The 26,739-nt window shown below is 61.4% G+C and carries 31 protein-coding genes; 29 read left to right on the top strand and 2 right to left on the bottom strand.

Annotation, left to right across the window (positions count from 1 at the left end; all coding sequences use genetic code 11):
• The first annotated feature begins 106 nt into the window (after positions 1-106).
• Positions 107-778 carry an HAD-IA family hydrolase gene (locus tag C1J04_RS11425; protein WP_005854024.1) on the top strand — a complete coding sequence of 224 codons (672 nt, stop codon included), beginning with the start codon at positions 107-109 and terminating at the stop codon, positions 776-778.
• A gap of 1 nt (position 779) precedes the next feature.
• Positions 780-1,985 (top strand): DegT/DnrJ/EryC1/StrS family aminotransferase, encoded by a 1,206-nt coding sequence (locus C1J04_RS11420; protein ID WP_037953756.1) that lies wholly within the window; start codon positions 780-782, stop codon positions 1,983-1,985.
• Here the strand turns inward: C1J04_RS11420 and C1J04_RS11415 are convergent.
• Both C1J04_RS11415 and C1J04_RS11410 read right to left on the bottom strand, forming a co-directional pair.
• Positions 1,982-2,383 carry a VOC family protein gene (locus C1J04_RS11415; protein ID WP_009824874.1) on the bottom strand — a complete coding sequence of 134 codons (402 nt, stop codon included), beginning with the start codon at positions 2,381-2,383 and terminating at the stop codon, positions 1,982-1,984. The genes C1J04_RS11420 and C1J04_RS11415 overlap by 4 nt on opposite strands.
• Before the next feature lie 139 nt (positions 2,384-2,522).
• Complete coding sequence (locus C1J04_RS11410) at positions 2,523-2,993, bottom strand: pyridoxamine 5'-phosphate oxidase family protein (RefSeq protein WP_005854017.1); 471 nt, start codon at positions 2,991-2,993, stop codon at positions 2,523-2,525.
• 146 nt (positions 2,994-3,139) lie between these two features.
• Here C1J04_RS11410 and C1J04_RS11405 point away from each other — a divergent pair, with 146 nt between their 5' ends.
• The 27 genes from C1J04_RS11405 to C1J04_RS11280 all read left to right on the top strand — a co-directional run bounded on the left by C1J04_RS11405 (position 3,140) and on the right by C1J04_RS11280 (position 26,674).
• Complete coding sequence (locus tag C1J04_RS11405; protein ID WP_009824873.1) at positions 3,140-4,303, top strand: isovaleryl-CoA dehydrogenase; 1,164 nt, start codon at positions 3,140-3,142, stop codon at positions 4,301-4,303.
• On the top strand, positions 4,300-4,791 hold the full coding sequence (locus tag C1J04_RS11400) for a lysozyme inhibitor LprI family protein (RefSeq protein WP_009824872.1): 492 nt from the start codon (positions 4,300-4,302) through the stop codon (positions 4,789-4,791). Before C1J04_RS11405 ends, C1J04_RS11400 begins: the two co-directional genes overlap by 4 nt.
• The gene (locus C1J04_RS11395) at positions 4,791-6,314 is read left to right on the top strand and encodes an AMP-binding protein (RefSeq protein ID WP_009824871.1); all 1,524 of its coding nucleotides are present in this window, start codon (positions 4,791-4,793) and stop codon (positions 6,312-6,314) included. Before C1J04_RS11400 ends, C1J04_RS11395 begins: the two co-directional genes overlap by 1 nt.
• Positions 6,315-6,366: 52 nt before the next feature.
• Positions 6,367-7,971 carry a carboxyl transferase domain-containing protein gene (locus C1J04_RS11390; protein ID WP_005854009.1) on the top strand — a complete coding sequence of 535 codons (1,605 nt, stop codon included), beginning with the start codon at positions 6,367-6,369 and terminating at the stop codon, positions 7,969-7,971.
• Between the two features lie 98 nt (positions 7,972-8,069).
• On the top strand, positions 8,070-10,004 hold the full coding sequence (locus C1J04_RS11385; protein ID WP_114865365.1) for an acetyl/propionyl/methylcrotonyl-CoA carboxylase subunit alpha: 1,935 nt from the start codon (positions 8,070-8,072) through the stop codon (positions 10,002-10,004).
• Between the two features lie 11 nt (positions 10,005-10,015).
• On the top strand, positions 10,016-10,681 hold the full coding sequence (locus tag C1J04_RS11380; protein WP_009824869.1) for a glutathione S-transferase family protein: 666 nt from the start codon (positions 10,016-10,018) through the stop codon (positions 10,679-10,681).
• 53 nt (positions 10,682-10,734) lie between these two features.
• Positions 10,735-11,592, top strand: coding sequence for a hydroxymethylglutaryl-CoA lyase (locus C1J04_RS11375; RefSeq protein WP_009824868.1), 858 nt, complete (start codon positions 10,735-10,737; stop codon positions 11,590-11,592).
• On the top strand, positions 11,592-12,377 hold the full coding sequence (locus C1J04_RS11370) for a crotonase/enoyl-CoA hydratase family protein (protein ID WP_009824867.1): 786 nt from the start codon (positions 11,592-11,594) through the stop codon (positions 12,375-12,377). The genes C1J04_RS11375 and C1J04_RS11370 overlap by 1 nt, the downstream gene beginning before the upstream one ends.
• A 56-nt stretch (positions 12,378-12,433) precedes the next feature.
• Positions 12,434-13,333: an NAD-dependent epimerase/dehydratase family protein gene (locus C1J04_RS11365; protein ID WP_009824866.1), complete on the top strand. Its 900-nt coding sequence runs from the start codon at positions 12,434-12,436 to the stop codon at positions 13,331-13,333.
• A gap of 170 nt (positions 13,334-13,503) precedes the next feature.
• A complete protein-coding gene (locus tag C1J04_RS11360; protein WP_005854000.1) occupies positions 13,504-13,869 on the top strand; it encodes an NADH-quinone oxidoreductase subunit A in 366 nt (121 codons plus the stop codon).
• Complete coding sequence (locus C1J04_RS11355) at positions 13,860-14,396, top strand: NuoB/complex I 20 kDa subunit family protein (protein WP_005853998.1); 537 nt, start codon at positions 13,860-13,862, stop codon at positions 14,394-14,396. The genes C1J04_RS11360 and C1J04_RS11355 overlap by 10 nt, the downstream gene beginning before the upstream one ends.
• A gap of 9 nt (positions 14,397-14,405) precedes the next feature.
• Positions 14,406-15,011 (top strand): NADH-quinone oxidoreductase subunit C, encoded by a 606-nt coding sequence (locus C1J04_RS11350; protein ID WP_009824865.1) that lies wholly within the window; start codon positions 14,406-14,408, stop codon positions 15,009-15,011.
• A gap of 8 nt (positions 15,012-15,019) precedes the next feature.
• Positions 15,020-15,184: a hypothetical protein gene (locus tag C1J04_RS19345; RefSeq protein WP_005853995.1), complete on the top strand. Its 165-nt coding sequence runs from the start codon at positions 15,020-15,022 to the stop codon at positions 15,182-15,184.
• The gene (locus tag C1J04_RS11345) at positions 15,184-16,407 is read left to right on the top strand and encodes an NADH-quinone oxidoreductase subunit D (protein WP_009824863.1); all 1,224 of its coding nucleotides are present in this window, start codon (positions 15,184-15,186) and stop codon (positions 16,405-16,407) included. Before C1J04_RS19345 ends, C1J04_RS11345 begins: the two co-directional genes overlap by 1 nt.
• A gap of 78 nt (positions 16,408-16,485) precedes the next feature.
• A complete protein-coding gene (locus tag C1J04_RS11340; RefSeq protein WP_005853991.1) occupies positions 16,486-17,796 on the top strand; it encodes an NADH-quinone oxidoreductase subunit E in 1,311 nt (436 codons plus the stop codon).
• Positions 17,797-17,809: 13 nt separating this feature from the next.
• Complete coding sequence (locus C1J04_RS11335; protein ID WP_009824862.1) at positions 17,810-18,826, top strand: endonuclease; 1,017 nt, start codon at positions 17,810-17,812, stop codon at positions 18,824-18,826.
• A 21-nt stretch (positions 18,827-18,847) separates the two neighbouring features.
• A complete protein-coding gene (locus tag C1J04_RS11330; RefSeq protein ID WP_005853987.1) occupies positions 18,848-19,075 on the top strand; it encodes a DUF5337 domain-containing protein in 228 nt (75 codons plus the stop codon).
• Between the two features lie 11 nt (positions 19,076-19,086).
• Entirely contained in the window at positions 19,087-20,382 is a 1,296-nt protein-coding gene (gene nuoF, locus C1J04_RS11325; RefSeq protein ID WP_009824861.1) for an NADH-quinone oxidoreductase subunit NuoF, read from the top strand.
• 6 nt (positions 20,383-20,388) lie between these two features.
• Positions 20,389-20,796, top strand: a complete 408-nt coding sequence (locus C1J04_RS11320) for an MAPEG family protein (protein WP_009824860.1) — start codon at positions 20,389-20,391, stop codon at positions 20,794-20,796.
• Positions 20,797-20,888: 92 nt separating this feature from the next.
• Complete coding sequence (locus C1J04_RS11315) at positions 20,889-21,215, top strand: hypothetical protein (protein WP_005853981.1); 327 nt, start codon at positions 20,889-20,891, stop codon at positions 21,213-21,215.
• A gap of 156 nt (positions 21,216-21,371) precedes the next feature.
• Positions 21,372-21,734: a DUF5333 domain-containing protein gene (locus C1J04_RS11310; protein WP_254655184.1), complete on the top strand. Its 363-nt coding sequence runs from the start codon at positions 21,372-21,374 to the stop codon at positions 21,732-21,734.
• Between the two features lie 4 nt (positions 21,735-21,738).
• Entirely contained in the window at positions 21,739-23,754 is a 2,016-nt protein-coding gene (gene nuoG / locus C1J04_RS11305) for an NADH-quinone oxidoreductase subunit NuoG (protein ID WP_009824857.1), read from the top strand.
• 11 nt (positions 23,755-23,765) lie between these two features.
• A complete protein-coding gene (locus tag C1J04_RS11300) occupies positions 23,766-24,134 on the top strand; it encodes a hypothetical protein (protein ID WP_005853975.1) in 369 nt (122 codons plus the stop codon).
• Between the two features lie 6 nt (positions 24,135-24,140).
• The gene (gene nuoH / locus C1J04_RS11295) at positions 24,141-25,181 is read left to right on the top strand and encodes an NADH-quinone oxidoreductase subunit NuoH (RefSeq protein ID WP_005853973.1); all 1,041 of its coding nucleotides are present in this window, start codon (positions 24,141-24,143) and stop codon (positions 25,179-25,181) included.
• Between the two features lies 1 nt (position 25,182).
• The gene (nuoI, locus tag C1J04_RS11290) at positions 25,183-25,677 is read left to right on the top strand and encodes an NADH-quinone oxidoreductase subunit NuoI (protein ID WP_009824856.1); all 495 of its coding nucleotides are present in this window, start codon (positions 25,183-25,185) and stop codon (positions 25,675-25,677) included.
• Positions 25,674-26,075, top strand: a complete 402-nt coding sequence (locus C1J04_RS11285; RefSeq protein WP_005853969.1) for a carboxymuconolactone decarboxylase family protein — start codon at positions 25,674-25,676, stop codon at positions 26,073-26,075. The genes nuoI and C1J04_RS11285 overlap by 4 nt, the downstream gene beginning before the upstream one ends.
• Positions 26,072-26,674: an NADH-quinone oxidoreductase subunit J gene (locus C1J04_RS11280; protein ID WP_005853967.1), complete on the top strand. Its 603-nt coding sequence runs from the start codon at positions 26,072-26,074 to the stop codon at positions 26,672-26,674. The genes C1J04_RS11285 and C1J04_RS11280 overlap by 4 nt, the downstream gene beginning before the upstream one ends.
• Positions 26,675-26,739 lie beyond the last annotated feature (65 nt).

The following is a 26,739-nucleotide window of genomic DNA, read 5'->3' as shown; positions in this document are numbered from 1 at the left end:
TAATCAATTTAATGTCTGCTCTCTTTACCTTGTTGGCGATTTTGCGCAAGGCTAGGGGTCATCAAAGAAGATTTCCGCCTGCAACACATTCAGCAAAGGAATGCCGATGAAAACAGTCGTATTCGACCTCGACGGGACGCTCGCGGACACCAGCGGAGACTTGATCGCCGCGGCCAATGCCTGTTTCCGCGACATGGGCGAGGGCGATGTGCTGGATGCCAAGACCGATGCAGGCACGGCGTTGAAAGGCGGCCGCGCGATGCTGCGGTTGGGCATGGAACGCTTGGGGCGCGCCGACGACGCCGAGACGATCGACCGCTACTATCCCATGCTGCTCGAAGCCTATGGCCGCGAGATCGACACCCATACCGTGCTGTACCCCGGCGCGATGGAGGCGGTGGAGGCGTTGAAAGCCGCGGGCTACCGCGTGGCGATCTGCACCAACAAACCCGAGGGGCTGGCGCATACGCTGCTGACCAAGCTTGGCGTGCGCGATGCCTTTGGCGCGATGGTGGGGGCCGATACGCTGGCGATCCGCAAGCCCGATCCGGAGCATCTGTTCGAAACCGCGCGGCGTGCCGGGGGCGACCCCGCGCTGTGCTTGCTTGTGGGCGATACCAATACCGACCGCGAGACGGCGCGCGCGGCGGGGGTGCCTTGCGTGTTGGTCTCCTTCGGCCCCTCGGGCGATGATATGGCGGCACTTGGCCCCGAAGCCCTGCTGGACCACTATGACGACCTGCCCGACATCGTCACCCGTCTGATCGGTGCTGTCTGACATGGCATCTGACACGGCAGAGGTGTTCGCCGGCAGCTTCACCCAGCAAGAACCGATCCCCGAGGAAGCTATCGACGCCGCCGTCGCCGTGATGCGCCATGGGCGGCTGCACCGCTATAACACCGCGCCCGGCGAAACCGCCGAGGCCGCGCTGCTAGAGCAGGAGTTCGCCGCGATGGTGGGCGCGCACTACTGCCTTGCCGTGGCCTCGGGCGGCTATGCCATCGCCACCGCCTTGCGGGCCGTTGGCGTCAAGCCGGGGGATCGGGTGCTATCCAACGCTTTCACGCTGGCCCCCGTGCCCGGCGCGATTGCCGCGGTCGGGGCCACGCCGGTCTTTGTCGATGTCACCCAAGGTCTGGTGATCGATCTGGACGATCTGGCCGCCAAACTGGATCAGGCGGGGGTGCTGCTGCTAAGCCATATGCGCGGGCATATCTGCGATATGGACCGGTTGATGGCGCTTTGTGATGCCGCCGGTGTCACCGTGGTAGAGGATTGCGCCCATACCATGGGGGCAAGCTGGAACGGCGTGCCCTCGGGGCGGCATGGGGCGGTGGGGTGCTATTCCTGCCAGACCTATAAACACGTCAACGCGGGCGAGGGCGGGCTACTGGTCACCGATGATGCCGCCCTTGCGGCGCGGGCGATCATGCTCTCAGGGTCCTATATGCTTTATGACCGGCATCTGGCAGGGCCGCCGCCCGAAACCTTCGAGACGGTGAAATACGACACGCCGAATATCTCTGGCCGGATGGATAACCTGCGCGCGGCGATCCTGCGCCCGCAGCTCAAGCGGCTTGAGACACAGATCGACGGGTGGAATGCGCGGTATCATGTGGTTCAGGACGGCTTGCGCGACACGCCCGGCCTGACCCTCATCAACCGCCCCGCGATGGAACGTTTTGTCGGATCGTCGTTCCAGTTCCTGCTGTCTGGCTGGGCCCCCGAGGCCATCGCATCAGTGCTGACCCGCTGCGCCGCCCGCGGGGTGGAACTGAAGTGGTTCGGCGGGGCGGAGCCTGTGGGCTTTACCAGCCGCTACGATTCATGGCGCTATGCCGAACCCTCTGCGCTGCCCGCCAGCGATGCGGTGCTCGCCAGTATCATCGACATGCGCGTCCCGCTGACGTTCTCTTTGGACGACTGCGCGCTGATCGCAAGGATCATTCGCGCGGAAGTCTCGGCGGTGTTCCAGCAGGGCTAGGCCGCGCCGGGGGTCGCCATCTGGATCAACTGGATGAGGTTCCCGCAGGTGTCATCCAGTACCGCCATGCGGACAGGGCCGGCATCAATAGGGTCTTGGGTGAAGGCGACACCGCTGTCGGTCAGCCGTTTGACTTCGGCATCCAGATCCTCAACCTGAAAGGAATGGGCTGCGATCCCGTCCTCCACCAGCGCCTGTTTGTAGGGGCCGACGGCGCGGTGATCGCTGGGCTCTAGCAAAAGCTCTGTCCCGTCGGGATGTTCGGGCGATACCACGGTGAGCCAGCGGTGCGTCCCGAGGGGAATATCGTTCTTCACCTCAAATCCCAGCTTGTCGCAGTAGAACTTCTGGGCCTTGTCTTGGTCGTCAACGAAGATGCTGGTTACATAGATTTTCATATCAGTTCATCCGTTCATGGCTGTATCAGACAGGGTGTCGAGCAAAGGCCGTGGGTGTCCGGCAGCACCCTAGCATGGCGTAGCGAAAAGGGCAGACACAACGGCCCGCCCTTGATGTGAATAGTGGCGTCTCCGCCGTTCAGAAGCGAATGGTCCCATGTTCGCCCGCATCCGGAACCTGTTTGGTCACATTGGCTTTGGCGATTTCGTAAAGGAAGGACAGGCTGCCGCCAGTCAGCCAGACCTCCGCCTGTTTGAGGTCCATACGCACAAGTTGCACGTCGTCATCCTTGCGTCCGTCCTTGAACCAGGCGGCGGCAAAGGCGTTCCACAACTCGTCCAGTTTGGCAGGGTCGGTCACAGCCTGAACGGTGCCGTCGATCCGGGCGTATAGGTGTTCGTCCTTGCTGGTCACCAGATATTCGGCCGCAGCACCGGTTTGGGCGGATTTCGCGAGATCGGTGTCCCGTGCGGTGATGAACCACAGGCAGTTGGCGTCGTGATCGGCATAGTGGCTCATGGGGATGGCGCGGGCGGTATCGGTGGCCAGCATGCCGATGCGGGTGTCGTCTACGCGGTCCCAGAATTCTTTCTTCAATGACGTGCTCATATCGGGGCGTCCTTTCTATCCTGTGTCACGGGGGTAACATCGGCGGCGCGGGTGCAGTTCCGCGCAGCCTGCGACATTTGCTTGACCGAATCCGCGAGAAGTGTAGTGTAATGAACAACTGTTCAATAAACTCGGGGGAGGGGTCTATGTTCAACACCACCATGAAATTCGATCTGGGCGACGACGTGAACGAGATGCGCGATATGGTGCACCGTTGGGCGCAGGAGCGGGTCAAACCGATGGCCGCCGAGATCGACACCCACAACGAATTCCCGCCCGCGCTCTGGGAAGAGATGGGCAGCCTTGGTCTGCTTGGCATGACGGTCGAGGAAGAATTCGGCGGCTCGGGCATGGGCTATGTCGCGCACACCGTCGCGGTTGAAGAAATCGCGCGCGCTTCGGCCTCGGTCTCGCTGTCCTACGGGGCGCATTCGAACCTTTGTGTGAACCAGATCCGTCTGAACGGCAGCCCCGAGCAGAAGGCGAAATTCCTGCCGGGCCTGTGCTCGGGTCAACATGTGGGCGCGCTGGCGATGTCCGAACCCTCTGCGGGCAGCGACGTGGTGTCGATGAAACTGCGCGCCGAAAAGCGCAACGATCACTACCGCCTGTCGGGAAATAAATACTGGATCACCAACGGCCCTGACGCCGACACGCTGGTGGTCTATGCCAAGACCGACCCCGATGCCGGATCGAAAGGCATCACCGCCTTCCTGATCGAGAAATCCATGAAAGGCTTCACCACCAGCCCGCATTTCGACAAGCTTGGCATGCGCGGGTCCAACACGGCAGAGCTGATCTTTGACGATGTCGAAGTCCCGTTTGAAAACGTTCTGGGGGAAGAGGGGCGCGGCGTGGCGGTGCTGATGTCGGGGCTTGATTACGAACGCGTGGTGCTGGCGGGGATCGGTCTGGGGATCATGGCCGCCTGTCTGGACGAGATCATGCCCTATATGGTCGAGCGTAAGCAATTCGGGCAGCCCATCGGGAACTTCCAGCTGATGCAGGGCAAGATGGCGGATATGTACACCGCGATGAATTCGGCCCGCGCCTATGTTTACGAGGTCGCCAAGGCCTGTGATCGCGGTGATGTCACCCGTGCGGATGCCGCCGCCTGCTGTCTTTATGCCAGCGAAGAGGCGATGAAACAGGCGCATCAGGCGGTGCAGGCCATGGGCGGGGCGGGCTACCTGTCTGACAACCCCGTGGGCCGCATCTTCCGCGATGCCAAGCTGATGGAGATCGGGGCAGGCACCTCTGAAATCCGCCGCATGCTGGTGGGCCGCGAGATGATGGGAGCAATGGCGTGAAACCTCTGGCCCTTGCCCTGATGCTCTGCGCCTCACCGCTTGCCGCGCAGGATCTGCAATATACTGATCGCGGCACAGAGATTTGCCTCGCCGACGCCGATGGTTTTGCCGCCGAGATGGCCTGCGTCGGTGTCTCTGCGAACCAGTGCATGGAGGATTCTCCGGGCGGGAGCAGCACCTATGGTATGGGCGGGTGTCTGGACCGTGAGCTGCAATTCTGGGACCAGCGGTTGAACGATAATTACGCCGCGGTGATGGTGCAGGCCAAACGGATGGATGCCGATGCGATCCCGGGGCCCGAGGGAAGCCCCGGCGTGGCGGATGCCCTGCGCGAGATGCAGCGGGCGTGGATCGTGTTCCGCGACAAGGCGTGCACTTACGAAGCCTCGCTTTGGCAGGGGGGCACGGGGCGCGGACCTGCGGCGATTAACTGTCTGATGCAACAGACCGCGCGTCAGGCTTTGTCGCTGGACGTGTGGGAAGGCTGATGGCTGACGTCCTGCCAGGTCTGGACGCAACGGGCGCGTGGGACATCCCGGCGCGGCTGAACATGGCGGCGCAATGTCTGTCCCATGACCCCGCGCGGCGCGCGATCATTGATCTGACAGGCGATGCGCGACGCGATGTCAGCTTTGGCACCCTGTCCGATATGGTCGACGGATTGGCACGCGCCTTGGCGCAGCGGGTGCTGGCCGGCGATCGCGTGGGCGTGCTGCTAGGGCAAAGCCCGTGGTGTGCTGCGGCCCATCTGGCGATCTGGAAAATCGGCGCGATTTCAGTGCCTTTGTTTAAACTCTTCAAGTATGATGCCCTTGCGTCGCGGGTGCGTGATGCGGGCGTGACGCTGGTGCTGACCGATCCCGAAGGGCGCGACCTGCTGGGGGGGCTGGCGACGCCCTTGATGGCAGATAGCGTCGGCGTGGCGGGCGATCCTGTCGCCTTTGCCGACACAGGCCCGGACGATCCGGCGGTGCTGATCTATACCTCGGGCACGACGGGGTCGCCCAAGGGTGCGCTGCATGGCCATCGGGTGCTGACGGGCCATCTGCCCGGCGTCTCGCTCAGCCATGACGTGCTGGGGCAAGACGGCGATTGCCTCTGGACGCCAGCGGATTGGGCGTGGATCGGCGGGCTGTTCGATGTGGCAATGCCCGCGCTGGCGCTTGGCGTGCCTGTTGTCGCGGCACGCTTAGCGAAATTCTCTCCAGACGCCTGTGCGCGCATCCTCCGCGAGGGCGATGTGCGCAACGTGTTCTTTCCTCCGACCGCGCTGCGGATGCTCAAGGCCGAGGGAGCCACAATCGCGGGGCTACGCTCTGTCGCATCTGGGGGGGAGCCTTTGGGGGCCGAGATGCTGGCATGGGGGCAGCAAGCCTTTGGCCTGAGCATCAACGAATTCTACGGGCAGACCGAATGCAATATGGTCGCCACCAGCGCGGGCAGCCAGTTCCCGCAGCGCCCCGGTTGCATCGGTAAACCTGTGCCGGGTCATGACGTCGCGGTGCTGGATGATGACGGTGCGCCGACGGCAGACGAAGGCGACGTCGCCATCCGCAAGGGATCAGCCGCGATGATGCTGGGCTATTGGCAGCGCCCCGACGAGACAGCACAAAAATTCCGGGGTGACTGGATGCTGACCGGTGATCGCGGCGTGTTCGACGGTGACTACCTGCGCTTTATCGGGCGCGAGGATGATGTGATCACCTCAAGCGGCTATCGCATCGGTCCGGCAGAGATCGAGGATTGCCTGCTGACCCATCCCGATGTGGCAACCTGCGGTGTGGTGGGCAAGCCCGACTCGCTGCGGACAGAGATCGTCAAAGCCTATGTCGTGCGCAAATCCGGTGCGACTGTCGATGAGCAGACCCTGCAAGGCTGGGTGAAAACCCGCCTTGCCAGCTATTCCTACCCGCGCGAGGTGGCCTTTCTGGATGCTTTGCCGATGACCGTCACAGGCAAGGTGATCCGCCGCGAGCTGAAAGCCCGCGCGGCTGCCGAAGGGGCCGCGTAATGCCGTACCCCCCTGTGACGCCCCCCCATTCCATCCGATCAAGGAGACCGACATGAAGCTGATTTCGCAAGCCTTGCCCTCGTCCGAAAGCTTCAAAGCGAACGAGGCCGCGCATCTGGCCGCGCTGCAAACCATCCGCGAGGCGGCGGATGCGGCGGAACTGGGCGGCGGCGAGAAATCTCGCGCCCGTCACGTGAGCCGCGGCAAGATGCTGCCCCGCGAACGGGTGGCCAATCTGCTCGACCCCGGATCGCCCTTCCTTGAGGTTGGTGCGCTGGCGGCGCATGGGCTTTATGGCGGGGCCGCCCCTGCGGCCGGTGTGATCGCGGGTGTCGGCAAGGTGCAGGGCATCGACTGCATGATCGTGTGCAACGACGCCACGGTGAAGGGCGGCACCTATTTCCCGATGAGCGTCAAAAAACACCTGCGTGCCCAAGAGATCGCCGAGGAAAACCATCTGCCCTGCATCTATCTGGTCGATAGCGGCGGCGCGAACCTGCCCAATCAGGACGAGGTCTTTCCCGACCGTGACCACTTTGGCCGGATTTTCTATAATCAGGCGCGGATGAGCGGCAAGGGCATCCCCCAGATCGCTGTAGTCATGGGGTCCTGCACCGCAGGCGGGGCCTATGTGCCTGCGATGTCGGATGTGTCGATCATCGTGAAAGAGCAGGGCACGATCTTTTTGGCAGGTCCGCCGTTGGTCAAGGCCGCCACGGGCGAGGTTGTTAGCGCCGAGGATCTGGGCGGCGGCGACGTGCATACCCGTCTGTCAGGTGTGGCGGACTATCTGGCCGAGGATGACGCCCACGCGCTGGCGCTCGCCCGGCGTGCCGTGGCCGGTCTGAACCGCGCGGCCCCGATGAATGTGCAGTGGCAACCCGCCGAAGACCCTGCCTATGATCCGGCCGAGATGCTGGGCGTTGTCCCCGCCGATCTGCGCACGCCCTATGACATCCGCGAAGTCATCATGCGGCTGGTCGATGGCAGCCGCTTCGACGAATTCAAGGCGCGCTTTGGCGAGACGCTGGTCTGTGGCTTCGCCCATGTCAAAGGCTGCCCCGTCGGCATCATCGCCAACAATGGCGTATTGTTCTCGGAATCCGCCCAGAAAGGCGCGCATTTCGTCGAGCTGTGTTCGCAGCGCAAGATCCCGCTGGTGTTCTTGCAAAACATCACCGGTTTCATGGTCGGGCGCAAATACGAGAACGAAGGCATCGCGCGGCACGGGGCCAAGATGGTGACGGCTGTCGCCTCGACCAATGTACCCAAGATCACCATGCTGGTGGGCGGGTCGTTCGGGGCCGGTAACTATGGTATGGCGGGGCGAGCGTATTCTCCGCGCTTCATGTGGACATGGCCGAACTCGCGCATTTCGGTCATGGGCGGGGCGCAGGCGGCGGGCGTTCTGGCGACGGTAAAACGCGATGCGATCGAACGCGCGGGCGACAGCTGGACCGAGGAAGAAGAGACAGCGTTCAAGCAGCCCACGATTGATATGTTCGAAGAACAGTCGCATCCGCTTTATGCGACCGCACGGCTTTGGGATGACGGCGTGATCGACCCGCGCCACAGCCGCGAGGTGCTGTCGCTGTCGCTACGGGCAAGCTTGAACGCACCGATCGAGGATACGAAGTTTGGTGTGTTCCGGATGTAGGCTGCGGTTGGCCTTTATGCGGCCGGGGGCCAGCCCCCGGGGACCCCCGGAGTTTAAGGGGCAAAATGAAGATAAGATGGATGTGAGGGAACTGCGTGATGTTTGATACGATCCTGATTGCGAACCGGGGCGAGATTGCTTGCCGCGTGATGGAGACAGCGCAGGCCATGGGGGTGCGCTGTGTGGCGGTCTATTCCGACGCGGACCGCGCGGCGAAACATGTGGCGATGGCGGATACGGCGGTGCATATCGGCGGGTCGGCCCCTGCGGATAGCTATCTGCGCGGCGAGGTGATCATTCAGGCGGCACTGGATACGGGCGCGCAGGCGATCCATCCGGGCTATGGCTTTTTGTCCGAGAACCCCGATTTCGTGGATGCGGTAGAGGCGGCGGGGCTGGTCTTTATCGGCCCGTCGGCCAAGGCCATCCGCGCGATGGGGCTTAAAGACGCCGCCAAGGCCTTGATGGTCGAGGCGGGCGTGCCGGTTGTGCCGGGGTATCACGGGGCCGATCAGGATGACGCGCTGCTGGCGGCAGAGGCGGATAAGATCGGCTATCCGGTGTTGATCAAGGCCGTCGCCGGTGGGGGTGGCAAAGGTATGCGGCTGGTGGAGGCGGCGGACGGTTTTCAGGCCGCGCTGGAGAGTGCGCGCTCCGAGGCCAAGACAGCCTTTGGCAACGCCGATGTGCTGGTCGAGAAATTCGTCACCAAACCGCGCCATATCGAGGTGCAGGTCTTTGGCGACGGTAAAAAGGCCGTGCATCTGTTTGAACGCGATTGCTCGCTTCAGCGGCGTCACCAGAAGGTGATCGAGGAAGCTCCGGCCCCCGGCATGACGCCCGAAATGCGCGAAGCGATGGGGCAGGCGGCCGTCACAGCAGCCGAGGCGATCGGCTATGCCGGGGCGGGCACGATTGAATTCATCGTCGACGGCTCTGGCGGGTTGCAGACGGACGGCTTCTTTTTCATGGAGATGAACACCCGTTTGCAGGTGGAACATCCCGTGACCGAGGCGATCACCGGCGTTGATCTGGTGGCCTGGCAGTTGCGCGTGGCGGCAGGCGAGGGGCTGCCCCTGCGCCAGGACGAACTGTCGATCCACGGACATGCGTTTGAGGCGCGGCTTTATGCGGAGGATGTCCCCAAGGGTTTCCTGCCCGCCACGGGCACCTTGACGCATTTGCAGTTCACGCCGGCCTGCCGTGCCGATAGCGGGGTGCGCGCCGGCGATACGATCAGCCCTTTCTATGATCCGATGATTGCCAAGGTAATCGTGCATGGCGACACGCGCGAGATCGCCCTGTCGCGCCTACGCGCGGCGCTGACCGGCTGCGAGGTGGCGGGGACGGTCACGAACCTTGCGTTTCTGGGCGCTTTGGCAGCGCATGAAGGGTTTGCGGCGGGGGATGTGGATACCGGGCTGATCGCCCGTGACATTGATGCTTTGACACAAACGCCCGAGGTGGCGCCGCGCCATGCGGCGCTTGCCGGGATGGCGGCACTGTCGTTGCTGGATCCGGCCGGGGGCGCGGGATTTACGCTGTGGCAGCCGCTGCGCCGCGCGGTTGGATTGACCTGGGGCGGCGAGGATCATCTGCTGCAGGTTCAGGTCGTCTCGGCGGATCACCAGATCTGGACCGTGGAGGGGACAGAGGTCGTGGCGCAGCGCATCGGCGGACGCTGGTCCGTGGGCGGGCAACAGGCGGCGGCTGTATCCGTTGCGGAGGGGCGCGTAACGGTATTTGACGGCTATGCGCTGGTGTTTGACGTTATCGACCCGCTGGCCCGTGCCGCGGGTGGTCACGGCGACGGCAACCTGATCGAGGCCCCGATGCCCGGATTGGTGCGTGTCGTGGATGCCAAGGTCGGCCAGACGGTAACCAAAGGCGACCGCCTTGCGGTGCTGGAAGCCATGAAGATGGAGCACAGCCTGCTTGCCGCGCGCGATGGCGTTATCGCCGAGGTTCTGGCGCAGGCTGGTGATCAGGTCGAGGCGGGTGTAGCACTGGTGCGGCTAGAGCCCGAGGCATAGGAGACCGCACCATGATTACCCTGCACCACGTCGAACAGACCCGTTCCATGCGCACCCTTTGGTTGCTGCAAGAGCTGGAGGTGCCCTTCGAGGTGTCGATCCACGCCTTCGACAAGTCCCTGCGTGATCCGGGCTATCTGGCAATTTCGCCGGCGGGGCGTGTGCCCTCACTCGAGATCGACGGGGAGCGCATGTTCGAGACAGGCGCCATCGCGGAATACCTTTGCGAACGGTTCAGCCCTGATCGTTTGGGGCGGATGCCGGGGGTGCCGGATCGCATGGCGTGGTTGGTGTGGATCCACTTTGCCGAGACGGTATCGCAGCATTGTGCCGCGCTGACCCAGCAGCATGTGGCGCTGCGCGATGATTCCATGCGCAGCCCCATCGTGATGAAGCTGGAAGCCGCGCGTTTGATGAAGTGTTACGACGCGATCGAGGCGCGTTTGGGCGGCGGGATACTGTCACAGGATTATCTTTTGATGAGCGGTTTCACGGCGGCGGATGTGAACGTGGGGCAGGCGGTCTATATGGCGCAGCATTTCGCCAAGCTCGACAATCACCCCAATGTGGCGGCCTGGTATGCGCGCATCACCGACCGCGAGGCGTTCCAGCTGTCGCTGCCCAAAGATGTGCCGTTGTTTGACCGGACGTTTTATGACCCGTGGCCGGTCGAGTGATGCTACCGTCACGCAGGTGAGTTTATTTGGCAAAATGAAGGGGAGGGGGCGTTATGGATAAAGGGGTCTGCGAGATATTCGAGGTCGGTCCACGGGACGGGCTGCAAAACGAGGCGCGCGAAATTCCGGTGTCGGAGAAGATCGCGCTGGTCGACCTGCTGAGCCGTGCGGGGTTTTCCCGGATCGAGGTGGCGAGCTTTGTCAGCCCCAAATGGGTGCCGCAGATGGCCGGATCGGGTGAGGTTCTGGGCGGGATTGCTCGGGTCGAGGGGGTGCGTTATGCCGCGCTGACGCCGAATATGCGGGGCTACGAGGATGCGGTCGCGGCCAAAGCGGGAGAGATCGCGGTGTTCGCCTCGGCCAGCGAGGGGTTCAGTCAGAAGAATATCAACGCCAGCATCGAGGAGGCGTTCGAGCGTTTCGCGCCGATCCTGGAGCAGGCACGCCATGTCGATATGCCAGTGCGGGGCTATGTCTCTTGCGTGGTGGAATGCCCCTATGACGGGGCGGTCGCGCCATCCAAGGTGGCGGAAGTGGCGGATCGTCTTTTCTCTATGGGCTGCTATGAGGTCTCGCTTGGCGACACCATCGGGGCGGGCACACCGGATACGATTGCGCGCATGTTGCTGGCGGTGCGCGATGTGGTGCCCGTGGGGCGTTTGGCCGGGCATTACCATGACACCAACGGGCGGGCGATGGACAACATCGATGCATCCGTGTCCATGGGCGTGCGGGTGTTCGATGCCGCCGTAGGCGGCTTGGGGGGGTGCCCCTATGCGCCGGGGGCTGCGGGCAATGTTGCTACGGAAAAGGTCAACGCGCATCTGATGGCGCTTGGCTATGACACCGGGTTGGATCAGGCGGTGATCGAGGAAGCCGCCGAGATGGCGCGGCGGATGAGGGCAGGATGATGTACGAGACACTGAAGCTGGAGACCGACGCGCGCGGGGTCGCGACGTTGACGTTGGCGCGCGAGGAAAAGCACAACGCCATGTCCGCGCAGATGATCGCGGAGCTGACCGGGGCCGCCGCCGCCTTGGCCGCTGATGACGCTGTGCGGGTCGTGGTGCTGACCGGCGCGGGCAAAAGCTTTTGCGCGGGCGGTGATCTGGGTTGGATGCAGGCGCAGCGCGATATGGATGGGCCGACACGCTCGGCCGAGGCAGGCAAGCTGGCCACGATGCTGGGCGCGCTGAACACGCTGCCCAAGCCCTTGATCGGTCGGGTGCAGGGGAATGCCTTTGGTGGCGGTGTCGGCATGGCCTCGGTCTGTGACGTGGCGATCGGGGTTGATACGTTGAAGATGGGGTTCACCGAGACGCGGCTGGGGATCATTCCGGCCACCATCGGCCCCTATGTGCTGGCCCGTATGGGCGAGGGGCGCGCGCGGCGGGTGTTCATGTCGGCCCGTCTGTTTGACGCGGCAGAGGCGGTTGATCTGGGGTTGCTGGCCCGTGCCGTGCCGGCGGATGCGCTGGACGCTGCGATCGAGGCCGAGGTCGTGCCCTATCTGTCCTGTGCGCCGGGGGCCGTGGCTGCGGCGAAACAGCTCGCGCGGGATCTGGGGCCGCGGATCGACGCGCAGGTCGTGGACCATACCATCGCCGCATTGGCCGACCGCTGGGAAACCGAAGAGGCGGCCGAGGGAATCGGTGCCTTCTTCGACAAGCGCAAGGCGGCCTGGGTTACGGGTTGAAGCGGGGCGGCAAGGCTCTAGGATTTGCCACGAAATCAACGGCGAGAGGGGCCCCCATGCGTATTCTATTCACCGGCGGCAGCGGCAAGGCGGGGCGGCATGTGATCCCCTATCTGATGGATCAGGGGCATCAGGTGTTGAACGTGGACCAGCAGCCGCTGGATCACCCCGGCGTTGACAACCGCATTGCCGATATCACCGATGCGGGCCAGATGCATGATGTGATGCATAGTCTGATGAATCTGGGCGAACTGGATGAGGGCGCCGGCGTGCAGGGGTTTGACGCCGTTGTGCATTTCGCCGCCGTGCCGCGCATCCTGATCACGTCGGATACGGAGGTGTTTCGGGTCAATACGCTTGGCACCTATCATGTCATCGATGCTGCCGTGAAGGCGGGGGTGCCCAAGATCATCTTTGCCTCATCCGAGACGACCTATGGCATCTGCTTTGCCCAGGGGGAGCGTAAGCCCGACTATATCCCCGTCGATGAAGAGCACCCGACCGTGCCCGAAGACAGCTATGCCATGTCCAAAGTCTGTAACGAGGCGACGGCGCGCAGCTTTCAGGCGCGCGCGGGGGCGGATATCTACGGGTTGAGAATCAACAACGTGATCGAACCGCATGAATACGCCAGCCTTTTCCCCGGCTTCATTCACGACCCCGATCAACGGCGGCGCAATATCTTCGCCTATATCGATGTCCGCGATCTGGGGCAGATGGTGCAACGCTGTCTCGAGGTCGACGGCTTGGGGTACGAGGTGTTCAATGTGGCTAACGCCGACACCTCTGTCGCCGCACAAACGTCTGACTTGATTGATCGCTACTATAAAGACGTGCGCCAGACCCGCGATATGGGCCAGTTCGAGACATTCTACAGCATCGAAAAGGCGCGTGACCTGCTAGGCTTCGCGCCGCAGCACAGCTGGCGCGAGAGCCGCGATCTGCTGGAAAAATAGCGCCAATCCGGCGGGCGCGGGCAGGGTGTGCCGCGCCCCACGACAGGATGACGCAAATATGGCGGGCTCGGTTGACCCTGACCGGACAGCGGAGTAAACCGACCAAAGCCAATAGTGCCGTTTGGCTGACAGGGCGCGTGGCGCGTCGCATACGCAAAAGGAGCTTCCCCTTGGACGACATGATGCGGGAATACCTGCCGATCCTACTTTTTCTAGCCGTGGCGATTGTCCTTGGCATTGTTTTGATCCTGGCCGCCGTGGTGCTGGCCGTGCGCAACCCGGACCCTGAAAAAGTGTCGGCCTATGAATGCGGTTTCAACGCCTTTGACGACGCCCGGATGAAATTTGACGTGCGGTTCTACCTCGTGTCGATCCTGTTCATCATCTTTGACCTCGAAATTGCTTTCCTCTTCCCCTGGGCCGTGGCCTTTCAGGACGTGAGCATGGCCGGTTTCTGGTCGATGATGGTCTTTCTTGCCGTGCTGACCGCCGGCTTTGCATATGAGTGGAAAAAGGGAGCACTGGAATGGCAGTAGCAGCCGCCGGGGCCAATGTGGCCGGGATGGACCGCGATGTGGCCACCCAGAACCTGAACAAGGAACTGCAGGACAAAGGCTTCCTGCTGACCTCGACCGAAGACATCATCAACTGGGCCCGTACTGGCTCGCTGCACTGGATGACTTTTGGTCTGGCCTGCTGCGCCGTCGAGATGATGCACACCTCGATGCCGCGCTACGATCTGGAACGTTTTGGCACCGCGCCACGCGCGTCTCCGCGTCAGTCCGACCTGATGATTGTTGCGGGCACGCTGACCAACAAGATGGCACCGGCCCTGCGCAAGGTCTATGACCAGATGCCGGAACCGCGCTATGTGATCTCTATGGGGTCTTGCGCCAATGGCGGCGGCTATTACCACTACAGCTATTCCGTGGTGCGCGGCTGTGACCGTGTCGTGCCTGTGGATGTCTACGTGCCCGGCTGCCCGCCCACGGCAGAGGCGTTGCTTTATGGTATCATGCAGCTGCAGCGCAAAATCCGCCGCACCGGCACAATTGTTCGCTAAGGGGCTGATATGTCAGAACAACTGAACGAACTTGGCGCGTATATCGAAGCGAAACGCCCCGACTGTATCCTCGGCTGGGATATCGCCTTTGACGAGCTGAACATGGATGTCACCCAGGCCAATCTGCCCGGTCTGGTGGAGTTTATCAAAAGCGACGCGACCTGCCGTTTCTCCTCGTTGGTGGATATCACCGCGGTGGATTACCCGGGCCGCGCCAAACGCTTTGATGTCGTCTATCATTTCCTGTCGATGTACCAGAACCAGCGCATCCGCTTGCGCGTCGTCGCGCGCGAAGAGGATATGGTCCCCTCGATCGTCGATATCCACCCGTCGGCCAACTGGTTCGAACGCGAGGTCTTTGACATGTTCGGCATCATCTTTGCCGGCCACCCCGACCTGCGTCGCCTGCTGACCGACTACGGGTTCCGCGGCTACCCGCTGCGCAAGGATTTCCCAACCACCGGCTATACCGAAGTCCGCTATGACGAGACGGAAAAGCGCGTGGTCTATGAACCCGTGAGCCTCGTTCAGGAATATCGCCAGTTCGACTTTATGTCGCCTTGGGAAGGGGCCGAATATATTCTGCCGGGCGATGAAAAGCCGGAGGCAAAATAATGGGGGGCATGTGGTGGTTCATACTCTCTGCCCTCACAATCATCCCGATGGTCAAGCTGTTGCCGTTTTTCGGGATCAATAAATACTGGTCTGTTGCCTGTATCGTGCCTTTGGGCACCGTCGCCCTTCTGTGGTGGATGGGCGTCAAACTGACCGAGCTGGAGCGTAAATGATGGACGGCACCAAAGGTTTCGAAGACGCCCTGACCGGCGAGCAGAAGATCCGCAACTTCAACATCAACTTCGGCCCGCAACACCCTGCGGCGCACGGGGTTCTGCGTCTGGTTCTCGAACTCGACGGCGAGATCGTCGAACGTTGCGATCCGCACATCGGCCTGCTGCACCGTGGCACCGAAAAGCTGATGGAAAGCCGCACCTACCTGCAGAACTTGCCGTATTTCGACCGGCTCGATTACGTGGCCCCGATGAACCAGGAACACGCCTGGTGTCTGGCTATCGAAAAGCTGACCGGTGTCGAAGTGCCCCGTCGCGCCTCGCTGATCCGCGTGCTCTATTCCGAAATTGGCCGCATCCTGTCACACCTGCTGAACGTCACCACACAGGCGATGGACGTGGGCGCGCTGACACCGCCGCTCTGGGGCTTTGAAGAACGCGAAGATCTGATGATCTTCTACGAACGCGCCTGCGGTGCCCGTCTGCACGCGGCCTATTTCCGCCCCGGCGGGGTCCACCAGGATCTGCCGCCCGCGCTGCTTGATGATATCGAGGCATGGACCCACAAGTTCCTGTCGGGCTTCATGGTCGACGTTGATCAGCTGCTGACAGAAAACCGGATCTTCAAACAACGTAACGCTGACATCGGCATCGTGTCTGAACAGGACATCCAGGATTGGGGCTTCTCGGGCGTGATGGTCCGCGGCTCTGGCCTGGCGTGGGATCTGCGCCGGGCGCAGCCCTATGAATGCTACGATGAATTCGACTTCCAGATCCCGACTGGCGTGAACGGCGATTGCTATGACCGCTACCTCGTCCGGATGGAAGAAATGCGCCAGTCCACCTACATCATCCAGCAAGCCATCGAGAAGCTGCGCGCGCCCGAAGGGCAGGGCGATGTATTGGCGCGGGGCAAGATCACGCCCCCCAGCCGGACCGCGATGAAAACCGACATGGAAAGCCTGATCCACCACTTCAAGCTCTACACCGAAGGGTTCCACGTCCCCGCCGGCGAAGTCTATTGCGCGGTCGAGGCCCCAAAGGGCGAATTCGGCGTCTACCTTGTGGCCGATGGATCGAACAAACCCTACCGTGCCAAACTGCGTGCGCCCGGCTACCTGCACCTGCAAGCGATGGATTACATCGCCAAGGGGCATCAGCTGGCGGATGTCGCGGCGATCATCGGCACCATGGACATCGTTTTCGGAGAGGTCGACCGTTGAGCCGGGTCCTCTTCATTTTGCCAAATAAACTCCCGCCGGAGGCGCCCGCCGTTTCCGCAAGAACGAAAGCCTGATCTGATGCTGCGCCGTTTGCACCCTGACCAACCGACAAGCTTTGCCTTCACCCCTGCCAACCAGGCCTGGGCCGAAGCGCAGATCACGAAATACCCCGAAGGCCGTCAGGCCAGCGCGATCATCCCTTTGCTGTGGCGTGCGCAGGAACAGGAAGGCTGGCTGAGCCGCCCTGCAATCGAACATGTCTCGGAAATGCTGGGCATGGCCTATATCCGCGGGCTCGAAGTCGCGACATTCTACTTTATGTTCCAGCTTCAGCCTGTGGGCGAGGTCGCGCATTTCCAGATTTGCGGCACGACATCCTGCATGATCTGCGGTGCTGAAGACCTGATCGAGGTCTGCAAGGAGCGCATCGCGCCCAAGGCACATCAGATCAGCGCAGACGGCAAATTCTCGTGGGAAGAAGTCGAATGTCTGGGCGCCTGTTCGAACGCGCCCATGGCGCAGATCGGCAAGGACTATTACGAAGATCTGACCGTCGACGGCTTCCGCGCCATGATCGACGAGATGGCGGCGGGGCAGGTGCCTGTGCCCGGCCCGCAGAACGGGCGCTATGCCTCTGAACCGCTGTCCGGGCTGACCAGCCTGACCGATCACGACAGCGGCAAGACACAATATAACGCCAGCGCACAACTGGCCGTGGACATCGGAGATACGCTCAAGCGCATCGATGGTACCGAAGTGCCGTTGACAGCGCCCTGGCAGGGTAAAGATGGTGCAGACAGCGCCGGTTCCGACAAGGAACAGCCTGTTGCGCGGGATGACAATATGCCACCCGAAGGTCCTGACGGTGCCCAAGGCGGTCGTACCGCCGCAGAGGAAGACGCACCACGTGACGTGGGCGATGCCTCGGATCAACGCTCCGAAGCACCGGGGGAGGCTGACGGCACCGAAGCTGTGGGCAAACCCGAAGCAGGCAGCGTCGCACCCGGCGATCCGGCCCCTGCGCCCAAAGCCTCTACCGCGGGCACCAAAAAAGCATCGGTTGCGAAGTCTGCCGAGGCCAATGCGGATGCTGCGGCCACCAAGCCCAAGACGCTGGATGCCCCCGAAGGCGGCGCGGCGGATGACCTCAAGATGATCAAGGGCATCGGTCCCAAGCTCGAAGCGCTGGTGAACAAGATGGGCTTTTACCACTTTAGCCAGATCGCTGACTGGGGCCCGAACGAGGTATCCTGGGTGGATCAGAACCTCGAAGGTTTCAAGGGCCGCGTGACCCGCGACAACTGGGTCGAGCAGGCGAAAAAGCTTGCTGCTGGTGAAGAAACAGAATTCTCGTCGCGCGCCACAAAAGATGGTATCTATAACACATAATAGATCATCTTGAATGGCGAACGAAGGGACGGACATGACTGATTTGACGCAAAAAGAGCAATGCAAACGCGGTTGCATGCGGTGGGGGGCCGGGGTCGGCCTTGTCCTCGCGTTGCTATTTTGGCTGGTTTTCGGCTGGGGCTTTATCGCCTCCCTGTTCCTCGGGATCATACTGGGGCTTGTGACCTTTGTGGTCCTGTCCATACTCATGTGCGGGTCGCTTGGGGATGAGCCTATGCAGACAGCCAGCACTCCTGCGGCGGCTGCGGCCCCTGCAACGGCGGCCACAACTCAGGCGGCCAGCGCCGCACCAACCAGCGACGCCGAGGTAGAGCCTGAGCCGACGCTGGAGGCGGAACCCGCTGCTACCGAAACGGTAGAGACTCGCCCCGAAGACACGACCGGCGGTCAGGCCGAGGCCGATGTCGGCGGTGCCGCGTCAGAGGCGACAGCGGGCACCTCGCCGGCGGCCAAAGACGAACCCGCCGCTTTCTCGGGGATCAAGCCCACGGCCAAGCTGAAGGGTCAAGAGGAACTCGCTGCGCGCAAGGGCAGCTACAAATACGAAGCCCCCGCAGCCGAGCCTGCACAGGCCAAGGCGGCTCCGGCTCCTGCGCCCGCAGCAGAAGCGTCGGCGGAACCTGTCGCCTCTATCCCGGAACCGACGCCGGCTGAAACACCGCAGGCACCGGCCACCGTCAAGGGGGCTACCTCGACCCGTTCGGGGATCGCGGATATTCCGGCGGGTACTGTGGAAAGCAGCCCCGAAACGCTAGACCAGCCGCGCGCCGGCGGTGCCGATAACCTCAAGCTTATCAGTGGGGTAGGGCCGAAACTTGAACAAACGCTGAATGAGCTGGGGATCTATCACTTTGATCAGATCGCCAAATGGACCGCGGCTGAAGTCGCTTGGGTTGATGCCCGCGTGCGGTTCAAAGGCCGTATTCAACGTGATGACTGGATGGCGCAGGCCAAAACCCTCGCCTCCGGTGGAGAGACCGAATTCTCCACGCGCAGTAAAAAGACCTGAGCCTGACATGGATGCCGTGTAATGACAGATAAGGAAGAAATCGCGCTGGCCCGTAAGGGCCGGATGGTCGGCCTTGTCATTGCCGGCACCATGTTGCTTTGGATCGCGGCGCAATGGCTTGCGCCGCAGTTCGGCTTGCCCGGACGCTATGCGCTGCTGTTCGACTTTGCCGCGCTGGCAGCCCTGATCTGGGCGATGGTCAATATATATCAGATGAGGCGGGCCCGCGCGGCCAGCCGTGACACATAAAGGTTAGCTTCATGCTTCAGGATCAAGACCGCATCTTTACCAATATCTACGGTATGCACGACCGCACGCTGAAAGGCGCGCAGGCGCGTGGCCATTGGGATGGCACGGCGGGCATCCTCAAGAACGGGCGCGACTGGATCATCGACCAGATGAAAGCCTCGGGGCTGCGGGGCCGTGGCGGTGCGGGCTTCCCCACCGGTCTGAAGTGGTCCTTCATGCCCAAGGAAAGCGACGGTCGCCCCAGCTATCTGGTAGTGAACGCCGATGAATCCGAGCCCGGCACCTGCAAGGACCGCGAGATCATGCGCCACGATCCGCACACGCTGATCGAGGGCTGCCTGATCGCAAGCTTCGCGATGAACGCCAACGCTTGCTACATCTACATCCGCGGCGAATACATCCGCGAGCGCGAAGCGCTGCAAGCCGCGATTGACGAGGCCTATGACGCGGGTCTTGTGGGCAAGAACGCCTGCAAATCCGGCTATGATTTCGACATCTATCTGCACCACGGGGCAGGTGCCTATATCTGTGGCGAGGAAACCGCGCTGCTGGAAAGCCTTGAAGGCAAGAAAGGCATGCCGCGGATGAAGCCGCCGTTCCCTGCGGGGGCCGGTCTTTATGGCTGCCCGACCACGGTGAACAACGTGGAATCCATCGCGGTGGTCCCAACGATCCTGCGTCGCGGTCCTGAATGGTTTTCAAGCTTTGGCCGTCCGAACAACGCAGGCACCAAGTTGTTTGCGATCTCTGGCCATGTGAATAATCCTTGCGTCGTCGAAGAAGCGATGAGCATCACCTTTGAAGAACTGATCGAAAAGCATTGCGGCGGTATCCGTGGCGGCTGGGACAACCTCAAGGCTGTGATCCCCGGCGGGTCGTCTGTGCCGATGATCCCCGGTGCGCAGATGCGCGACGCGATCATGGATTTCGACTATCTGCGCGAACAACGCTCGGGCCTGGGGACGGCTGCGGTCATCGTGATGGATAACTCCACCGATGTGATCAAGGCGATCTGGCGTCTGGCGAAGTTCTACAAGCACGAATCCTGTGGTCAGTGTACGCCATGCCGCGAAGGCACGGGCTGGATGATGCGCGTGATGGACCGTTTGGTGCGCGGCGATGCGGAGCCCGAAGAGATCGACATGCTGCTCGACGTGACCAAGCAGGTCGAAGGCCACACGATCTGCGCTCTTGGGGATGCGGCGGCTTGGCCCATTCAGGGTCTGATCCGTCACTTCCGCGACGAGATCGAGGATCGCATCAAGCACAAACGCACCGGCCGCGTCAGCGCCGTCGCGGCGGAGTAAGCTTTGATGGAAAGCTTTGCCGCCTATAGCCACGCGCTGACTGCTTTGGCTTTTTGGGCCATTCTGATCAGTGTCCTCGGCGCGCTCTCTACCATGGGGCGCACGCCAGAGGGGCGCTGCGATTGCGGCAAGCCCAAGCGGAACTACGACGATGTGGTCTATCGCCGCGAACGCGCGTTCATGAACGCGATAGAGGCGTCGGGCCCGTTTCTGGCATCGACACTTGCGGCGGTGCTGCTTGGCGCGCCTGTGTTCTGGGTGAACCTCTTTGCGGCGCTGTTCGTAGCGGTGCGGGTCGCGATGGCCGTGGTGCATATCGGGACGACCAACCAGCCGATGCGGTCGCTGTTCTTTATGCTGGGGCTGGTTTGTATTCTGGCCTTGGCGGTCCTGGCGATTTTCGCAGCCTTCTGAGGCACGACTGAAGAACGATAGCTTTCACCCGTTGATCGGGCAGGGGGCTGCACAAAAAGACGGGTCCGGCCACACCGGCAGAGTGAGGGAAGATGAAGCAGATTGTTCTATTTTGTATAACGGCCGCGGTCTTGGCCGGCTGTACCGCCCGCGAAGACCGTCTGGCCTTTGATGGTAAATATTTCCGCACCAAGCTGAGCAAAGTTGACGGGCAACGCGATGTCTTTACCCTGCGGGTGCGCAATGCGTCTCAGTCGATCAACGGTGCCCGCGAAGCGGCGCGCTATGAAGCGACGGTTTATTGTGTGACCAACTATGGCAGTTCGGATATCAAATGGGTCGTGGGGCCGGACACCCCGCCCGAGAATTTGCGCCTTGTGGACGACGCTTTGACGTTTCAGGGGGCTTGCCCTTCCTGATCGTTTGCGCGACATACCGCTGGCAAATGGCTGATCCGGAGATGTTATTGAATAACATCGGGGTCAGTTCCCATGTGTAGCAAGGGGCAGTCCGCCCCGCTACATGAGGAGAGTAAGATGCGTAACGTATTGATCGCCGTAACAACCGTGGCCCTGATGGCCAGCCCTGTCGCCGCAAAGCCGCCGCTGCGTGATGTACCGGCTGTTGATGATGCGCTGCTTGATCTTGGACTGGCCGACCGGATTCGCAAAGAATGCCCCGATATCTCGGCCCGTATGATCCGCGCACTCAGCTATTTGAACAATGTGCACAATACGGCGACATCTTTGGGCTATACGTCGGACGAAATTGACGCTTACCGCAAAAGCGATGCTGAAAAGGCGCGCATGAAGGCCCGTGGGGCCGCATATTTAAAGGCGAAGGGGGTCGATACTTCGGACCCGCAAAGCTATTGTGCGTTAGGGCGTGCAGAAATCCAAAAATCGAGCCGGATCGGTTCGTTACTGAGAGCGAAATAAGCATATGAGCGATACCCGCAAGATCATCATTGACGGCAAGGAAGTCGAAGTCGAAGGGGCGATGACGCTCATTCAGGCGTGCGAGGAAGCAGGGGTGGAAATTCCGCGTTTCTGTTACCATGAACGTCTGTCGATTGCCGGTAACTGCCGGATGTGTCTTGTGGAGGTCGTGGGCGGCCCACCTAAGCCTGCGGCGTCCTGCGCCATGCAGGTGCGCGACTTGCGTCCTGGCCCAGAGGGCCAGCCGCCTGTCGTCAAAACCAATTCGCCCATGGTTAAAAAGGCCCGCGAGGGGGTCATGGAGTTCCTGCTGATCAACCACCCGCTGGATTGCCCGATCTGCGATCAGGGTGGCGAGTGTGACCTTCAGGATCAGGCGATGGCCTACGGCGTCGACTTCAGCCGCTACCGCGAGCCGAAACGCGCGACCGAAGACCTGGATCTGGGTCCATTGGTCGAAACCCATATGACGCGCTGCATTTCCTGCACCCGTTGTGTGCGCTTCACCACCGAGGTCGCGGGCATTCACCAGATGGGCCAGACCGGCCGTGGTGAAGATGCCGAGATTACAGCCTATCTAGGGCAGACGCTCGATTCGAACCTGCAGGGCAATATCATTGATCTGTGCCCCGTGGGGGCGCTGGTCTCGAAACCCTATGCTTTCACCGCACGGCCGTGGGAACTGTCAAAGACCGAATCGATCGACGTGATGGATGCGCTTGGGTCGAACATCCGTGTGGATACCAAAGGCCGCGAAGTCATGCGCTTCTTGCCGCGCAACCATGATGGCGTGAACGAGGAATGGATTTCCGATAAAACCCGTTTCGTCTGGGACGGACTGCGCCGCCAGCGTCTGGACACGCCCTATATTCGTGAAAACGGTAAATTGCGCAAAGCTGACTGGCCCGAAGCATTGGCCGCTGCCGCTGCTGCGATGAAGGGTAAGACTGTCGCCGGTCTGATCGGTGACCTTGCCTCGGTCGAGGCGACATATGCGTTGAAACAACTGATCGAGGGGCAGGGCGGCGTTGTCGAATGCCGGACCGATGGCGCGAAGCTGCCTGCGGGCAACCGGTCGGGCTATGTCGGGACCGCTACGGTCGAAGATCTGGATCACGCGCAAGCCGTGATGCTGATCGGCGCGAACCCCGCGGTGGAAGCACCGGTGCTGAACGCCCGTATCCGCAAGGCATGGACCCGTGGCGCGGATGTGGCGCTGATGGGCCCTGCGGTCGATCTGACCTACGATTACGATCATCTGGGCGACAGCCCGTCGCTGCTGAATGACCTGCTGAAAAAGGACCACGCCGACATCGCCGAGAAATCCTCGGTCATCGTTGTGGGCATGGGGGCCTTGGCGCGCGAAGACGGGGCAGAGGTTCTGGCCGCTGCCATGGCGCTGGCCGAGGCGACGCAATCCGGCTTCATGGTCTTGCACACTGCCGCATCCCGTGTGGGTGCGATGGACGTCGGTGCCGTTGCTGAAAATGGCATCATCGATGTGCTGGCCGCCGATGTGATCTATAACCTTGGCGCCGATGAGGGCGACATTCCTGCCGGCCCCTTCGTGATCTATCAAGGCTCGCACGGGGATCGCGGCGCGCACCGTGCCGATATCATCCTGCCCGGTGCCGCCTATACGGAAGAGGGCGGTTTGTTCGTCAATACCGAAGGCCGTCCGCAGCTTGCCGCGCGCGCCAGCTTTGCTCCCGGTCAGGCCAAGGAAAACTGGGCCATCCTGCGCGCGCTGAGTGCCGAGTTGGACGCCAAGCTGCCGTTCGATTCGCTTGCAGCATTGCGCAAGGCGCTGGTCGCTGATGTCCCGCATCTGGGGAATATTGATCAGGTCGCGGAAAACGACTGGCAGCCGGTGGCCATAGGCGATCTGGGCGACAGCCCGTTGCGCTTTGCGATTGCCGATTTCTACCTGTCCAACCCCATCGCCCGCGCCAGCCAGTTGATGGCAGAGCTTTCGGCCAACGCCAAAGCCCGCCGCGAAAAACCACTGGCGGCGGAGTGAGGATTTTGGGGATGATGTTGCCTTTGGTTCTGGGTGCCTGCGAGACGCAAGCGCCCATGGCCGAAGATTTCATTCCCGAGTATCGCGGTGTTGAAACCAAACTGCTGGACGGGGATCTTGTCCAGTTCGACGTGGCGATGACCAAAGCGCAGTCATCCGAGAATGTAGCGGAATACGCGGAATGCGCCGCGGCGCGCTATACTTTGATCCGGGGCTTTGGTTTTGCCCGCCACGTGCGTACAAATGTTGAGATCGAGGGTGGTGTCTGGCACGCAGATGCTGTTTACACCATCTCGCCGAGCCTGCCTGCGGGCTTGAAGACAATAGATGCTGAAGTGACCGTGCAGAACTGCATGGAAAAAGGCATACCGACGGTGTGAGGACCTATGGCTGACTTCTTTTTCAACACCACGCTGGGGACGATCCTGCTGATTATTGGCCAGATTTTCCTTGTTGTGATTCCCCTGCTTCTTGCCCTTGCGTTCCTGATGTACGCCGACCGGAAAATCTGGGCGTCGGTACAGCTGCGCCGCGGCCCGAACGTTGTAGGCATCTACGGTCTGCTGCAATCCTTTGCGGATTTCGCGAAATACATCGTCAAAGAGGTGGTCGTGCCCGCTGGTGCGGACCGCGCCGTGTTCTTCATGGCTCCGATGGTCACATTGGTTATGGCGCTGGTCGCCTGGGCGGTGATCCCGTTCAACGACGGTTGGGTTCTGTCGAACATCAATGTCGCGATCCTTTATGTCTTCGCGATCTCGTCGCTTGAAGTCTATGGCGTGATCATGGGCGGGTGGGCGTCAAACTCCAAATACCCGTTTCTGGGCTCGCTGCGCTCTGCCGCGCAGATGATCTCTTACGAGGTGTCGATCGGTCTGATCATCATCGGCGTCGTCATCAGCTCTGGCTCGTTGAACTTTGGGGACATCGTGCTGTCGCAAAGCGGCGACTACGGTCTGCTGAACTGGTACTGGCTGCCGCACTTCCCGATGCTGATCCTGTTCTTTATCTCGGCGCTGGCCGAAACCAACCGCCCGCCGTTTGACCTTCCCGAAGCGGAATCGGAACTGGTTGCCGGGTATCAGGTCGAATATTCCTCCACGCCCTTCTTGCTGTTCATGATCGGTGAACTGGTCGCCGTGGTGCTGATGTGCGCGCTGATCTCGCTGATGTTCTTTGGCGGTTGGCTGTCGCCGATCCCCGGCCTGCCGGACGGCATCTTCTGGATGGTCGCCAAGATGGGGCTGGTGTTCTTCTTCTTCTCGTTGGTCAAGGCGATCACCCCGCGGTACCGCTATGACCAGCTGATGCGTCTGGGATGGAAAGTGTTCCTGCCATTCAGCCTGTTCTGGGTTGTCTTCGTATCCTTCGCCGCGAAATTCGATTGGTTCTGGGGTATCTATGCCCGTTGGACAGTAGGGGGCTGATATGGCTAACACCGACTATACCCGTCACGCGAAATACTTCCTGCTGCAGGATTTCTATCACGGCTTGAAGCTGGGCATTAAGTATATGTTCAAGCCCAAGGCGACGATCAACTACCCGCATGAAAAGGGCCCGCTGAGCCCTCGGTTCCGTGGTGAACACGCCCTGCGCCGCTATCCCAACGGGGAAGAGCGTTGCATCGCGTGCAAACTGTGCGAAGCGGTGTGCCCGGCGCAGGCGATCACCATCGACGCGGAACCGCGCGATGACGGCAGCCGCCGCACCACGCGCTATGACATCGACATGACCAAATGCATCTACTGCGGTTTCTGTCAGGAAGCCTGTCCGGTTGACGCGATTGTCGAGGGGCCGAACTTTGAATTCTCGACCGAGACCCGCGAAGAGCTGTTCTATGACAAGGCCAAGCTGCTGGACAACGGTGAACGCTGGGAAGCTGAAATCGCGCGCAACCTCGAACTGGACGCGCCGTACCGATGACCGACAGCCAGAACCCTTTTGAAGAGATGATGCGTCAGATGCAGGATATGGCCAAAGCCTTTCCTGCAATGGATGCGTTTTCCCCCAAAGGGTTCGAGGCGATGATGGGCAAGATGCCCAAAGACATGATGGAAACGTTTTTTGGCAATACCATGAACCCCAACGGGTTGGATGCCAAAACACGGATGTTGCTGACGATTTCGGGGCTGACCATGCAGGGTGCCCAGAATGACGTGGCGCTGCGTCAGGCCGTGATCCACGCGGTAGAGGCAGGGGCCCACAAGCAGCAAGTGATAGAGACGATCGGGCAGATGGCGGTTTTCGCCGGCATCCCTGCCATGACCCGCGCAATGGAAATCGCGCAGGGTGTTTTGGATGACAAGGAAGGTGACGCATGAGCGTTTTCGCATTTTACCTCTTCGCGATCAGCGTGATCGCTGGCGGGCTGTTCACTGTGATCAGCCGCAACCCCGTGCATTCGGTGCTGTGGTTGATCCTGTCCTTCCTCAGCGCGGCGGGGCTTTTCGTGCTGCTCAACGCCGAATTCGTCGCGATGCTGCTGATCATTGTCTATGTTGGCGCGGTCGCGGTGCTGTTCCTGTTCGTTGTCATGATGCTTGATGTCGACTTCGCCGAGCTCAAGGCCGAAATGGCGCGCTATATGCCGCTGGCCCTGCTGATCGGTCTGGTGATCCTGATGCAATTCGTGATGGCGTTCGGCGCATGGGATGCGAACTCTGCCGCCGAGGGGCTGCGCACGCAGGTGATCACCGACGAGGTGCATAATACCGCCGCATTGGGCCTGATCCTTTATGATCAATACTTCCTGCTGTTCCAGCTGTCGGGTCTGATCCTGCTGGTCGCGATGATCGGGGCGATTGTTCTGACGCTGCGCCACCGTGCGGATGTGAAACGCCAGAACGTGGTAGATCAGATGATGCGCGATCCGAAGCTGGCGATGAAACTGAATGATGTGAAACCCGGGCAGGGCCTTTAGGCGGCCTGCCCAATCAAGGATGTGATCCATGTCACGTAATACAATTGTGGTGCTTGTCGTCGTTT

The organism is Sulfitobacter sp. SK025, assembly GCF_003352105.1.
Lineage (GTDB): Bacteria > Pseudomonadota > Alphaproteobacteria > Rhodobacterales > Rhodobacteraceae > Sulfitobacter > Sulfitobacter pontiacus.
The sequence above is the reverse complement of the archived record's forward strand: the minus strand, read 5'-3'. Positions and strand labels throughout refer to the sequence as shown.

Excerpts from the sequence above, each read along its gene's own strand:
- C1J04_RS11425 (WP_005854024.1), top strand. The coding sequence starts at position 107 with ATGAAAACAGTCGTATTCGACCTCGACGGGACGCTCGCGGACACCAGC.
- C1J04_RS11420 (WP_037953756.1), top strand. The coding sequence starts at position 780 with ATGGCATCTGACACGGCAGAGGTGTTCGCCGGCAGCTTCACCCAGCAA.
- C1J04_RS11415 (WP_009824874.1), bottom strand. The coding sequence starts at position 2,383 with ATGAAAATCTATGTAACCAGCATCTTCGTTGACGACCAAGACAAGGCC.
- C1J04_RS11410 (WP_005854017.1), bottom strand. The coding sequence starts at position 2,993 with ATGAGCACGTCATTGAAGAAAGAATTCTGGGACCGCGTAGACGACACC.
- C1J04_RS11405 (WP_009824873.1), top strand. The coding sequence starts at position 3,140 with ATGTTCAACACCACCATGAAATTCGATCTGGGCGACGACGTGAACGAG.
- C1J04_RS11395 (WP_009824871.1), top strand. The coding sequence starts at position 4,791 with ATGGCTGACGTCCTGCCAGGTCTGGACGCAACGGGCGCGTGGGACATC.
- C1J04_RS11390 (WP_005854009.1), top strand. The coding sequence starts at position 6,367 with ATGAAGCTGATTTCGCAAGCCTTGCCCTCGTCCGAAAGCTTCAAAGCG.
- C1J04_RS11385 (WP_114865365.1), top strand. The coding sequence starts at position 8,070 with ATGTTTGATACGATCCTGATTGCGAACCGGGGCGAGATTGCTTGCCGC.
- C1J04_RS11380 (WP_009824869.1), top strand. The coding sequence starts at position 10,016 with ATGATTACCCTGCACCACGTCGAACAGACCCGTTCCATGCGCACCCTT.
- C1J04_RS11375 (WP_009824868.1), top strand. The coding sequence starts at position 10,735 with ATGGATAAAGGGGTCTGCGAGATATTCGAGGTCGGTCCACGGGACGGG.
- C1J04_RS11370 (WP_009824867.1), top strand. The coding sequence starts at position 11,592 with ATGTACGAGACACTGAAGCTGGAGACCGACGCGCGCGGGGTCGCGACG.
- C1J04_RS11365 (WP_009824866.1), top strand. The coding sequence starts at position 12,434 with ATGCGTATTCTATTCACCGGCGGCAGCGGCAAGGCGGGGCGGCATGTG.
- C1J04_RS11355 (WP_005853998.1), top strand. The coding sequence starts at position 13,860 with ATGGCAGTAGCAGCCGCCGGGGCCAATGTGGCCGGGATGGACCGCGAT.
- C1J04_RS11350 (WP_009824865.1), top strand. The coding sequence starts at position 14,406 with ATGTCAGAACAACTGAACGAACTTGGCGCGTATATCGAAGCGAAACGC.
- C1J04_RS19345 (WP_005853995.1), top strand. The coding sequence starts at position 15,020 with ATGTGGTGGTTCATACTCTCTGCCCTCACAATCATCCCGATGGTCAAG.
- C1J04_RS11345 (WP_009824863.1), top strand. The coding sequence starts at position 15,184 with ATGGACGGCACCAAAGGTTTCGAAGACGCCCTGACCGGCGAGCAGAAG.
- C1J04_RS11340 (WP_005853991.1), top strand. The coding sequence starts at position 16,486 with ATGCTGCGCCGTTTGCACCCTGACCAACCGACAAGCTTTGCCTTCACC.
- C1J04_RS11335 (WP_009824862.1), top strand. The coding sequence starts at position 17,810 with ATGGCGAACGAAGGGACGGACATGACTGATTTGACGCAAAAAGAGCAA.
- C1J04_RS11330 (WP_005853987.1), top strand. The coding sequence starts at position 18,848 with ATGACAGATAAGGAAGAAATCGCGCTGGCCCGTAAGGGCCGGATGGTC.
- nuoF (WP_009824861.1), top strand. The coding sequence starts at position 19,087 with ATGCTTCAGGATCAAGACCGCATCTTTACCAATATCTACGGTATGCAC.
- C1J04_RS11320 (WP_009824860.1), top strand. The coding sequence starts at position 20,389 with ATGGAAAGCTTTGCCGCCTATAGCCACGCGCTGACTGCTTTGGCTTTT.
- C1J04_RS11315 (WP_005853981.1), top strand. The coding sequence starts at position 20,889 with ATGAAGCAGATTGTTCTATTTTGTATAACGGCCGCGGTCTTGGCCGGC.
- C1J04_RS11310 (WP_254655184.1), top strand. The coding sequence starts at position 21,372 with ATGGCCAGCCCTGTCGCCGCAAAGCCGCCGCTGCGTGATGTACCGGCT.
- nuoG (WP_009824857.1), top strand. The coding sequence starts at position 21,739 with ATGAGCGATACCCGCAAGATCATCATTGACGGCAAGGAAGTCGAAGTC.
- C1J04_RS11300 (WP_005853975.1), top strand. The coding sequence starts at position 23,766 with ATGATGTTGCCTTTGGTTCTGGGTGCCTGCGAGACGCAAGCGCCCATG.
- nuoH (WP_005853973.1), top strand. The coding sequence starts at position 24,141 with ATGGCTGACTTCTTTTTCAACACCACGCTGGGGACGATCCTGCTGATT.
- nuoI (WP_009824856.1), top strand. The coding sequence starts at position 25,183 with ATGGCTAACACCGACTATACCCGTCACGCGAAATACTTCCTGCTGCAG.
- C1J04_RS11285 (WP_005853969.1), top strand. The coding sequence starts at position 25,674 with ATGACCGACAGCCAGAACCCTTTTGAAGAGATGATGCGTCAGATGCAG.
- C1J04_RS11280 (WP_005853967.1), top strand. The coding sequence starts at position 26,072 with ATGAGCGTTTTCGCATTTTACCTCTTCGCGATCAGCGTGATCGCTGGC.